The following is an 11,220-nucleotide window of genomic DNA, read 5'->3' as shown; positions in this document are numbered from 1 at the left end:
GCGGGGCAAGGGTGAAAAGGGCTAGGGAGAATGGGTCATTGAGCGGTTCATCCATGAGTCGCCAAGGGCTGCGGAAATGAGAGTGATTATTAATAGTCAAAAGCCGCAGCACGGCAACCGGCAGGACATTCGTTTGCGCGGCTTTTTCTTTTGATTGCGCTACAGCGTGAGTTTCTGCGGCCTGCAGCGATGAGGCGTGGTCCGGGCTTTCGGCTAAAGGATAATCATTCTTAATTACAGGTAAGAAATTTCCTGCTAGCGTATGCCCCTCTTTTCCGGTTCACAGGGAGTCCGCCATGCTCAGCCCACACGCTGCGCCGCTACCGACCCAAAGGGATTTCACCCTCAATTTTCCCAACACTTTGAACACGGGTGCCGCCACCGTCGTGCCGGAAATCACCCTGTCCGCCGGGACTGTGTTGATGGACAGCCAGATGTGGATGCAAGAGCCGCTGTGGCAAGGTTTGAAGATCATCCTGGTGCTCAGCGGCCAGCTCAATTGCCGGGTCGAAGGCCAGCAGGAAGTGGAGATTCGCGGGCCGACCCTGTGCGCCGTGGCCAACCAGGGTGAACATTGTGGCGATCACCTGTTCGCCAGTGGTGTGCCGGTGCGCTACACCACCGTGCAGCTGGATTTCCCGTCGATCCGCAGCGTCGGCCTTGAGCCTGAGCGCCTGCTGGATAAACGCGGCGGCGGGCCGATGATGTTCTGCCAGCCCGCGAGCAAACCGTTGCTCGCCCTTGCCCAACAGATTTTCACCTGCCCGTTGCAGGGCCCTGCCCGCTCCTTCTATCTGGGCGGCAAGGCCCTGGAGCTGACAGCGCTGGGGGTGGAGGGAATTCTCGCGCAAACCGAGTCGCGCCCGGTGCAGGACGCCCATTGCAACTCAGCGGACATCGAACGCATTCATGCCGCCCGCGACCTGTTGCTCGGTTCGTTGCAGGCTTCGCCGTCATTGGCCGAGCTGTCTCGCGCAGTCGGCCTCAACCCGCGCAAATTGACCGCGGGCTTTCGTCAGGTATTCGGCACCAGTGTCTATGTGTACTTGCAGGAACAGCGCCTGGCCGAAGCCTATCGCCTGCTCGCCAGCGGTGAGACCAATGTGTCCAGCGCCGCGTACCGCGTGGGTTACAGCCCGGCGCATTTCTCCACGGCGTTTCGCAAGCGTTTCGGGGTTTCGCCCAAGGCGTTGCGCTGACGGGTTGTGAAAGTTCCGCCCTGCCCCGCAAACGAAAGAAATGATCGCTCGACCCAAAGCAATAGCCCTGCGTCACAACGCCTGGATGAGATACGTTTGCATTCGCATTGAACACCTCATCATGGAGTGAAGCATGGGCACCCGCGTTCTGTACCGAGACACCCCAGGTTTGCCAATCGATACCGCAGTCCCGCACTTGAAAACCAGTCGCAAGCCCTTGGCAACCCTGATCCATGGCGTTGCCCTGGGCCTGTCGCTGACCCAGATGAACCTTGTGCAGGCCGCCGAGGCGGACACCGATCACGCCCTGGTGCTCGACAGCAGCGTGGTCACCGGGACCCAAGCCGACAGCCCCACCGGACAACAGGCCGGCTACGTGGCCAAGCGTAGCCTCAGCGGGACCAAGACCGACACCGCGCTCAATGAAATCCCCCAGTCGATCTCCGTAGTGACCCGCGACCAGATGGACGCGCAGCAAGTGCAATCGGTGAGCGAAGCGTTGCGCTACACGGCCGGCGTGCAGGCCAACACTACCGCCGCCAGCCAGCGCTTCGACAACCTCTCGATTCGCGGCTTCGACGTGACCAGCACCGGCATGTTGCGCGACGGCTTACGTGGCACCACCACCCAGGCCTGGCCAAAAGCCGAAGCCTATGGCCTGGAACGCATCGACGTGCTCAAGGGCCCGGCCTCGGTGTTGTTCGGCCAGAACGCACCGGGCGGTGTGGTCAACCAGATCAGCAAGCGGCCACTGGACCAGTCGTTCCATGAAGTGCAGCTCCAGGGCGGCAGTTTCGACCGCGCCCAGGGCCAGTTCGACTTCAGCGGGCCACTGGATGACCAGAGGCAATTCCTCTATCGGCTGGTGGGCCTGGAGCGCAGCAGCGGCACCCAGTTCGATCACATCAAGGACGACAAAACCTTCATCGCGCCGTCGTTTACCTGGCGGCCGAACGACGACACCAGCCTGACCGTACTGGCCGATTACTCGGAGGATGAATTCGGCGCGCCCCGGGTGTTCCTGCCGACGGTGGGCACGCTCAAGCCGAACCCGAATGGCAAGGTCAAACACAACGTCTTTCTCGACGAACCCGGCCTGGACAACGGCCGCACGCAATACTCGCTGGGCTACCTGTTGGAGCACCGGATCAACGATGTGTGGAGCCTGAATTCCAGCGCACGTTATGGCCACGTCAACCTGCTGACCAACACCGCCAGCGGCATGTCCCTGGCGCCGGACCTGCGCACCTTGAACCGGTCGGCCTACCGCTTCCGCATCGTCGGCGACGTGTACTCCCTGGACAACAATGCCCAGGCCCGCTGGAACCTTGGCGAGGTGCAGATGGTGTCGCTGCTGGGGGTCGATTACCGGCGCACCCGTGAAGACTATTACCTCAACGGCGGCGCGGCATCGTCGATCGACATCTACAACCCGGTGCACGGGGGTGTGTTCGCGCCGAACACCCCGTTCGCCAGCACCTTGCAGCGCGCCGACCAGACCGGGCTCTACGCCCAGCAGCAGATGACGTTCAACGACCGTTGGGTACTGACCGTCGGCGGTCGCCAGGATCATTCGAGTGCGCGCACCGACAACCGCCTGACCGACACCGGGCAGAAGCAGGACGACAACAAGTTCACCTACCGTGCAGGCCTCGTTTACCTGGCCGACAACGGCCTGTCGCCGTACATCAGCTACGCCACCTCGTTCGACCCGGTGCTCGGCACTGATTTCTACGGCACCAGCTTCAAACCGAGCACCGCCAAGCAGTCGGAAGTCGGCATCAAGTACCAGCCGCCCGGGATCGACAGCTACATCACCCTGTCGCTGTTCGACCTGACCCAGCAGAACGTCAAGACCACCGACCCGAGCAACCCGCTGAACAGCGTGCAGACCGGTGAGGTCAACGTGCGCGGCGTGGAGCTGGAAGGCAAGGCCAGCCTCGCCAAGGGCCTGGACCTGCTGGCAACCCTGACCTACAACGACGCCGAAGTCAGCAAGAGCAACAACCCGCTGGAAAAAGGCAACCGCCCCACCGACACCCCGGAAAAAATGGCGTCGTTGTGGGCTGACTACACCCTGCCCTTTGGCCCGCTCACCGGGCTCGGATTTGGCGTCGGCGTACGCTATATCGGTTCCACCGAGGCCGATGCTGCCAACACTGTGAGCGTGCCCTCCTACACCTTGCTCGACGCGGCGGTGCACTACGATTTCGACAAGCTGATCCCGGCGGCCAAGGGCCTGCGCCTGGCGGTGAATGCCACCAACCTGACCGACAAGCACTATTACGAAGGCTGCTCCCTCTCCAGCTGCAGTGCCGGGTATGACCGCAGTGTCATCGCCAGCCTGCGCTATCGCTGGTAACTGCCATGCGTGGGTGGTGGCTTCGTGTGCATCGATGGCTGGCGCTGAGCGTCGGCCTGCTGCTGGCGCTGATTGGCTTGAGCGGTGCGCTGCTGGAACTCAAGGGGCCGATCCTGCGCTGGGAGGTCGGCAGCCAGGCCTTGGACCTGGCTCCGGTTGAACACGGCGCACTGCTGGATGACGCGCAGTGGATCAGCGCGGCACTGGGTGCCTACCCGCAATTTCAGAAAGTCTTTGGCGCCGCAAAACCGCGCCAGGGTTTCCTGGAATCGGACAACGCGATCGTCTTCGGAGCCCTGGAGGATCGGCCCGGCATCGGCATTGCGATGATCGATCCCTACAGTGCCGAGCCACGGGCATTTTTTGTGTTCGATGACCTGTGGCTGGCGAAGCTGGTGGCGCTGCACCGGGCACTGCTGTTGCCGCCGCCCATTGGCGCCGTCGCCCTGTTTGCCTGTGGCCTGGTGCTGCTGGGCTCGGTGGGCAGCGGCCTGTACCTGTGGTGGCCGGGGCGGCGCAGCTGGTGGAAAGCCGCCAGCTTGCGCCCGGGCAGCCAGGGCCTGCGCCGCCTGCGGGAATGGCACAACGTCGCAGCCGCCTGGCTGTGCCTGCCGTTGGCGGTGATTGCCGGCAGCGGCGCCTGGCTGGCCCGGCCCGACTGGTTCTTCGCCAACCCCGCCGCGATCAAACCGCTGTTCTCCGCCGCCCACGGCCACCTGTTGCTCGGGTTGCCCGGCGCGGCCCTGGCCTTTCTTTGCGGCCTGGCATTGCCGCTGCTCTATCTCACCGGGCTGTTGTTGTGGTGGCGCAAACGCGTCCGCCACGTGCGCCCAACTGTTCAAGGAAATTGTTCATGAAACACCCTCTGTTGTTGCAACGCGGCCTGCTGCTCGGTCTTGGCCTGTTAATGAGCGGCCTGGCCTGCGCCCACACCGTCACCGACCTGGCGGGGCGCAAGGTCGACGTACCGGACAAGGTCTCGCATATCCTGCTGGGTGAAGGCCGGATGATCTACTCGCTGTCGCTCCTTGAAGGCAAGAACCCGTTTACCCGCATCGCCGGCTGGCAAGGGGATTTTCGCGGCCTGGACGTGCAGGGTTACGCCGCGTTCCAGAAGCACTTTCCCGAAGCCGACAACGTACCGTTGGTAGGCGGCACCTCCGCCGAAACCTTCAGTGTGGAAAAGGCCCTGGCGGTACACCCGGACCTGGCGATCATGGCCTTGAGCGGCGGCCATGGCCCGAGCCCCGACAGCGAGGCGGTCAAGCAGCTGGAAGCGGCCGGCGTGGCGGTGATTTTCGTCGACTTCAGCGACCATCCGCTGAGCAACACGGTGCCGAGCATGCGCCTGCTGGGCAAGGCTCTGGACCGTAATCAACAAGCCGAGGACTACATCGCGTTTTACCAGGCCTCGCTGGCCAAGGTCACCGATACCCTGGCCAAGGCCGGGACGGTAAAACGGCCGAAGATCTTCATCGACATGCTCGCCGGCCTGCAGGATTGCTGTGGTTCGCCGGGCACCGGCAACTTCGGGGAAATGATCAAGCTCGCGGGTGGCCGGAACATCGCCGACGGGCGCATTCCCGGCCCGATCGGCACATTGAACGTCGAATACATTCTGTCCAGCGATCCGGATGTGTACGTCGCCACCGGCGTATTCGGCCACGGCCAGGGCGGTGTGACCCTCGGCTATTCGGCCACGCCGCAGCAGGCCAACGACAGCCTCAAGCAAGTGTCCCAGCGCGCGCCGCTGAATGAACTGCGGGCGGTACGTGAAGGCAACGTGCATGGCCTCTGGCATATTTTCTATGACTCGCCGGAACACTTGATCGCAGTGCAGGCCCTGGCCAAGTGGCTGCATCCTGAGTTGTTCGCCGACCTGGATCCGGAACAGACCCGAGCCGAATTGTACCGGCGCTTTATGCCAATTCCGGCCAGCGGCGTATTCACCACGAGCCTTGTGCCGTGACGCAGGTGCAAGCCTGTGCGAGCGCCGATGGCGCAGGTGAGCGCTATCGCCACCGCCATGGACGACGGGTATTGCTGTTGTCGGCGCTGGCGTTGGCATTGGTGGTTTCCCTGGCGGTGGACATCACCACCGGGCCTTCCGGCATGAGCCTGACGCGCCTGTTGCAAGTGCTGTGGGACCCGGCTTCGATGCCGCGGGTGGAGGCGGTGATCGTATGGAATGTGCGCCTGCCTTACGCGTTGATGGCGGTACTGGTGGGCGCGGCACTGGCCCTGGCCGGCGCCGAAATGCAGACGGTGCTGGATAACCCGCTGGCCAGCCCGTTCACCCTCGGCGTTTCCGCCGCCGCCGCCTTCGGTGCAGCCCTGGCCATTGTGCTCGGGATGGGCATTCCTGGCGTGCCGGCGCAGTACCTGATTTCGGCCAACGCCTTTCTGTTCGCACTGGCATCGGTGGCATTGCTGTATCTGTTGGCACGCTGGCGTGGGTTTGGTGTGGAGAGCCTGGTGCTGTTCGGGATTGCCCTGGTGTTTGCGTTCAATGCGCTGGTGGCACTGCTGCAGTTTGTGGCGAGCCAGGACAGCCTTCAGCAACTGGTGTTCTGGACCCTGGGCAGCCTGGCCCGGGCGTCCTGGGAAAAGCTCGCGATCCTCGCTGCGGCGTTGCTGCTGTGCCTGCCGTTTTCCCTGCGTCAGAGTTGGGCGTTGACTGCCCTGACCCTGGGCGAGGAACGCGCCCGCAGTTTCGGGATTGATGTCGGCCGCCTGCGGGTGCTGTCGTTGCTGCGCATCAGCCTGCTGTCGGCGCTGGCGGTTTCGTTTGTCGGCACTATCGGTTTTATCGGGCTGATTGCTCCGCATATCGCGCGGCTGTTGGTGGGTGAAGATCACCGCTTGTTCCTGCCAGCGAGCGTGCTCAGCGGTGGCTTGATCCTGTCGATGGCGTCGATTGCCAGCAAGGCATTGATGCCCGGCGTGTTGATTCCGGTGGGGATTGTCACCGCACTGGTGGGAATTCCGTTTTTCATGGCGATTGTGATGCGTAACCGCCGAGGTGCTCTGTGACCGGATTAAGCACACAAGCATTGAGCATGCACTACGGCAGTCGCAGCGTGCTGCAGGACATTCATCTGCCGGCGTTGCTGCCCGGCACCATCACCGCGCTGATCGGCCCCAACGCTGCCGGCAAGTCGACCTTGTTGCGTGGCATCGCCGGACTGCACAAGGCGCACGGCCAGATCTGGCTGGAGGGTGTCGATCTCAATCGCCTGCCGCAAGTCGAGCGCGCGCAACAAGTGGTGTACCTGCCTCAGAGCCTGCCGGAGCGTACGCGCCTGTGCGCCTTCGAAGCGGTACTGAGTGCGGCCATGGCCGGCCATCGCGGCGCGGGTTTTGCGCCTGGGCGGCCGAGCCCGACGGTGCTCAAGGGCGTGGAAAAAATCCTCGCCGACGTCGACCTGACCGCCCTCGCCGACCGCCCGATCGATGCACTTTCCGGTGGCCAGCGCCAACTGGTGGGCCTGGCCCAGGCCTTGGTGCGCCAGCCTCGGGTGTTGCTGCTGGACGAACCCACCAGCGCCCTGGACCTGTATCACCAGTGCCAGGTGGTGGAAGCCATCACCCAGGCCACCCGCGAACGCAACCTGATCACCCTGGTGGTGGTGCACGACATCAACCTCGCCCTGGGCTTCAGTGATCAGGTGGTGGTGTTGCACAACGGTCAGTTGGCCGCTGCCGGGCCACCGCAAGTGGTGATCAATCAGGCGTTGCTGAAAAACGTCTATGGTGTGAGTGGCCGCCTGGAACAGGTGCATGGCCGCCCGCTGGTGATGGTGGATGCACGACTGCCCTTTTCTCCTGCCCTTGGATAACCGATGAACAGCTCCCAAGACGCTGCACTCGCGACTTTGCACACTGACCGCCCATTCAACCTGAGGCCGCTGCTGTTGGCCAACATGGCCTGCACCATGGCGATGATGGCATTTGTCTCGCTGATTGGCCCGATCGCTCGGGTGCTTGGCCTGGCCACCTGGCAGGCAGGTGCGGCGGTCACCGTGTCCGGGGTGATCTGGATGCTTCTGGCTCGTCCATGGGGCCAGGCCAGTGACCGACTGGGCCGGCGCCGTGTGCTGCTGCTGGGCACCGGTGGTTTCACCCTGGCCTACTGGGCGCTGTGCGTGTTTATCGATGCGTCCCTGCAACTGCTGCCATCGGCCATGTTGGCGTTTATCGGGCTGATTCTGGGTCGTGGCCTGATCGGCGTGTTCTACGCTGCGATACCGGTGGGCGGCTATGCGCTGGTGGCCGACAACATTGAGCCTGAGCACCGCGCCAAGGCCATGGCTTCCCTGGGCGCCGCCAACGCCTGCGGCCTGGTGCTGGGCCCGGCGATTGCTGCGCTGTTGGCGCGTCACAGCCTGAGCCTGCCGTTTTATGCGATGGCGGTGTTACCGCTGTTGGGATTCTTGTTGCTGCTGGCCAAATTGCCGCGCCAGGAGCTGCACCTCAAGCAGCCGCCCAAGCCGGTCAACCTCTCGGACCCACGCCTGCGTCGACCGTTGGTGGTGGCGTTTGTCGCGATGCTGTGTGTGTCGATCGCGCAGATAACCGTGGGTTTTTTCGCGTTGGATCGCTTGAAGATGAACCCGGCCGATGCGGCACAAACTGCCGGTATCGCCCTGACCATGGTCGGGCTGGCGTTGATCTGTTCGCAACTGGTAGTGCGCAAACTGGAGTGGCCGCCGCTGCGGATGATTCGCATCGGTGCGGTGGTGTCAGCCCTGGGATTTGCCGGCAGCATGTTCGCTGATACGGCCTGGATCCTGTGGCTGTGCTTTTTTGTGTCCGCGGCCGGCATGGGCTGGATCTTCCCGTCTTTCGCGGCGCTGGCGGCGAATGCGGTGGATGCGTCGGAGCAAGGCGCCACGGCAGGTTCGGTGGGTGCGGCCCAAGGCCTGGGCGTGGTGGTCGGGCCGTTGGCCGGGACCTTGATCTACGCGATCGAACCTCGCCTCCCCTACTTGGTGGCGGCGGCGCTGCTGCTATTGATCGCGTGCTGGCCGGCGGCACGGCAACCAGGTAACACCCCAGGTTGAGCTACCTGTTATTTCTGACAGTAGACGTCCATCCCTGAAAAGCCTCTGATAAAGCGCGTGGCCACAGCATTAGCTGAGGCCACCTACCTTTTCTGGAGACAAGCACCATGAGCGACGACCTGAATGACTTGACGACATTTACTGACAGAAATTGGAATGGCTGGCACCCGGACCGCCCAGACACCGCAAAGCTTGAGCCACGGACGCCTGGGAACGATCACGAGTTCTACCTCACCAATGCATCCGATGCGGTTCATGAGATGGGTATCTCCAAGTCCTACTCATTCATAAAGGGCACTGAATACACAGTGATCTTTGAATACCGGACCCTATCGGAAACGGACATCATCGTGTTGGCGGGAGGCTTGGAGCAAGCATACGGGCCACATCCACCGTCTCCCGGCTGGACGCGCCTGACTGTCCCTCTTCCGTACGTGAAAGAGGACGGAGGCACTCACCCAATCTCAATCAGACTCTGGTCAAGAAGTGCAGGCAGCGAACCCCATCGCTACGACTTGGACAACATTCTTGTCAGGTCGATTCCGGATTAACCTGCAAGGTCACGGGCCCTACAAAATCCGATACAGCAAACGCTCGATCCGCACCCGGCTGACCCGGCGCAAGAACTTGCCGACGGCCGCCGGGTACTCCACCAGGGTTTCCAGCTGCTGGTAGCGTTCAATACGCGAGGTGTGCTGGAAAATCTCGGCAAGCTCGGTGCGCCGTGGCCCTACCCACTCACCCTTGGGATCATCGATCAGCAAGGCGTTTTCCAGGTCGAGGCGAAACGCTCGTGGGTTGATGTTGTTGCCGGTCAGCAAGGTGTAGCGCTGGTCGACCCACATGCCCTTGAGGTGGTAGGTGTTGTCGCCGTCGCGCCACAGGTGCAGGTTCAGCTGGCCGCTGTCGATCATGCGCTGGTGGCGCTTGGCGAAGCGACGCAGGCTTATTTCGTAGAGATACGGTAGCGCGGCGATGACCTTGAACGGCTCGCTCGGCGGGATGTAGAAGTCGTTGGCAGTCTTGTCGCCAACAATGATGTCGATCTTCACCCCGCGGGCCAGGGCGCGGTTGATTTCCCGGGTCACCGGCAGCGGCAGGTTGAAGTACGGCGTGCAGATGGTCAGCTGGTGCTGGGCGCTGGCAATCAGCTCGCAGATCACCCGGCTCAGGGGGTTGTTCTTGCACACGCCCAGCAACGGACTGACCGTCAGGCTGCCGTTGGGCAACTGCCCCGCCGTGGTGTCATACACCGCGTGTTTCAGGCGGCTGCGCAGGTCGCCGATGTCGTTGCGCAGGCTGCGGGTGGTCGGCGGGTTGGGCAGGTCCAGGCGATGCACCGCCTTGGCGGCCACCAGGCCGTGCTCCACCAGGTGCTGCATCGAGTCGGCCAGCGCCTTGTTGTGGATCAGGTGATAACGGTCATAGCGGTACTTGTCGAACTTGTGCAGGTACACGTTATTCAGGCTGGCGCCGCTGTACAGCACGCTGTCATCGATCACGAAGCCCTTGAGGTGCAGCACGCCGAACAGTTCGCGGGTTTGCACCGGCACCCCATACACCGGCACTTCGGTGCTGTGGGACTCGGTCATGGCCTGGTACCAGGCGCTGTTGCCCGGCTGCTTGCCGGCGCCGATCAAACCACGCTGGGCCCGCAGCGAGTCGACCACCACCACGATATCCAGCCCGGGCCGGGCGGCCTTGGCAGCATGCAGCGCGTCGTAGATCTCTTGTCCCGCCTCATCCTGCTGCAGGTATAACGCCACGATGTAGATGCGCTGGGTGGCCTGGGAAATTTTCTCCAGCAGGCAACGGCGGTACTCGGCGGCGCCGGACAGCACCTCGATCGCGTCGGGCGTGAGGGGAAAACCGCGCAGCTTGGGCAACAGGGAGCGTTTGAATAACGACGGCATAGGGCTCGCAATGGGTCGAATCCGAAGGACTCCAGAGCTTACACCATGGGCTGGCTCAGGTCTTCCCGCCCAGGGTTAAAAATAATTAATTGACCAAGGAGAACGATCGTTCTACTGTAATCTCCATGAACGATATCACTCGCGACATTATCCTCGACGTTACCGAAAAGTTGATCTACCGAAATGGCATCGCTGCCACCGGCATGGATCTTCTGGTGAAAACCGCCGGCGTCTCCAGAAAGAGCGTCTACCGCTACTTCGCCAACAAGGACGAACTGGTGATTGCCGCCCTGCAACGCCGCGACGAGCGCTGGATGCAGTGGCTGCGCAGCGAAGTTGAACGCCATGCCACCACGGGCGAGCGCCTGCTGGGTGTGTTCAGTGCGCTGAAAACCTGGTTCGGCTCCGACGACTTTCGCGGCTGCGCCTTCATCAACACCAGCGGCGAGACCGGCGACCCGCAAGACCCGGTCCGCCTGCTGGCCAAGGCCCATAAACAGAAACTGTTCGAGTACGCCCTTGAACTGTGTCAAGCACATGGCACCCCCGACCCGGAACGCCAGGCCGCGCACCTGCTGATCCTGATTGATGGCGCCATTACCGTTGCCCTGGTGATGGGCGATACCACCGCTGCCGATAATGCGCAATCCATGGCGCGAACCCTATTGCAACTTTGACCTGAC

The 11,220-nt window shown here is 62.7% G+C and carries 10 protein-coding genes; 9 read left to right on the top strand and 1 reads right to left on the bottom strand.

Features of this window, described 5'->3' with window-relative positions; genetic code table 11:
* Positions 1–296 precede the first annotated feature (296 nt).
* The 8 genes from HX817_RS30245 to HX817_RS30210 all read left to right on the top strand — a co-directional run bounded on the left by HX817_RS30245 (position 297) and on the right by HX817_RS30210 (position 9,175).
* Positions 297–1,199 (top strand): AraC family transcriptional regulator, encoded by a 903-nt coding sequence (locus HX817_RS30245; protein ID WP_003218429.1) that lies wholly within the window; start codon positions 297–299, stop codon positions 1,197–1,199.
* A 133-nt stretch (positions 1,200–1,332) separates the two neighbouring features.
* On the top strand, positions 1,333–3,561 hold the full coding sequence (locus HX817_RS30240) for a TonB-dependent siderophore receptor (protein ID WP_003218431.1): 2,229 nt from the start codon (positions 1,333–1,335) through the stop codon (positions 3,559–3,561).
* Between the two features lie 5 nt (positions 3,562–3,566).
* On the top strand, positions 3,567–4,418 hold the full coding sequence (locus HX817_RS30235; RefSeq protein WP_003218433.1) for a PepSY domain-containing protein: 852 nt from the start codon (positions 3,567–3,569) through the stop codon (positions 4,416–4,418).
* Positions 4,415–5,530 (top strand): ABC transporter substrate-binding protein, encoded by a 1,116-nt coding sequence (locus HX817_RS30230; RefSeq protein WP_003218435.1) that lies wholly within the window; start codon positions 4,415–4,417, stop codon positions 5,528–5,530. The genes HX817_RS30235 and HX817_RS30230 overlap by 4 nt, the downstream gene beginning before the upstream one ends.
* The gene (locus HX817_RS30225) at positions 5,527–6,594 is read left to right on the top strand and encodes an iron ABC transporter permease (RefSeq protein ID WP_023658859.1); all 1,068 of its coding nucleotides are present in this window, start codon (positions 5,527–5,529) and stop codon (positions 6,592–6,594) included. Before HX817_RS30230 ends, HX817_RS30225 begins: the two co-directional genes overlap by 4 nt.
* Before the next feature lie 26 nt (positions 6,595–6,620).
* Positions 6,621–7,400, top strand: coding sequence for an ABC transporter ATP-binding protein (locus tag HX817_RS30220; RefSeq protein ID WP_177042257.1), 780 nt, complete (start codon positions 6,621–6,623; stop codon positions 7,398–7,400).
* Positions 7,401–7,403: 3 nt separating this feature from the next.
* Positions 7,404–8,624, top strand: a complete 1,221-nt coding sequence (locus HX817_RS30215; RefSeq protein ID WP_003218442.1) for an MFS transporter — start codon at positions 7,404–7,406, stop codon at positions 8,622–8,624.
* A gap of 107 nt (positions 8,625–8,731) precedes the next feature.
* On the top strand, positions 8,732–9,175 hold the full coding sequence (locus HX817_RS30210; RefSeq protein ID WP_008436193.1) for a hypothetical protein: 444 nt from the start codon (positions 8,732–8,734) through the stop codon (positions 9,173–9,175).
* 18 nt (positions 9,176–9,193) lie between these two features.
* Here HX817_RS30210 and pssA read toward each other — a convergent pair whose 3' ends face one another.
* Complete coding sequence (pssA, locus tag HX817_RS30205) at positions 9,194–10,537, bottom strand: CDP-diacylglycerol--serine O-phosphatidyltransferase (RefSeq protein ID WP_003218446.1); 1,344 nt, start codon at positions 10,535–10,537, stop codon at positions 9,194–9,196.
* 125 nt (positions 10,538–10,662) lie between these two features.
* Here pssA and HX817_RS30200 point away from each other — a divergent pair, with 125 nt between their 5' ends.
* Positions 10,663–11,214 (top strand): TetR/AcrR family transcriptional regulator, encoded by a 552-nt coding sequence (locus tag HX817_RS30200; RefSeq protein WP_177029186.1) that lies wholly within the window; start codon positions 10,663–10,665, stop codon positions 11,212–11,214.
* The last annotated feature ends 6 nt before the right edge of the window (positions 11,215–11,220 follow it).

The sequence above is a fragment of the Pseudomonas sp. C6002 genome (assembly GCF_013385805.1).
Lineage (GTDB): Bacteria > Pseudomonadota > Gammaproteobacteria > Pseudomonadales > Pseudomonadaceae > Aquipseudomonas.
The sequence above is the reverse complement of the archived record's forward strand: the minus strand, read 5'-3'. Positions and strand labels throughout refer to the sequence as shown.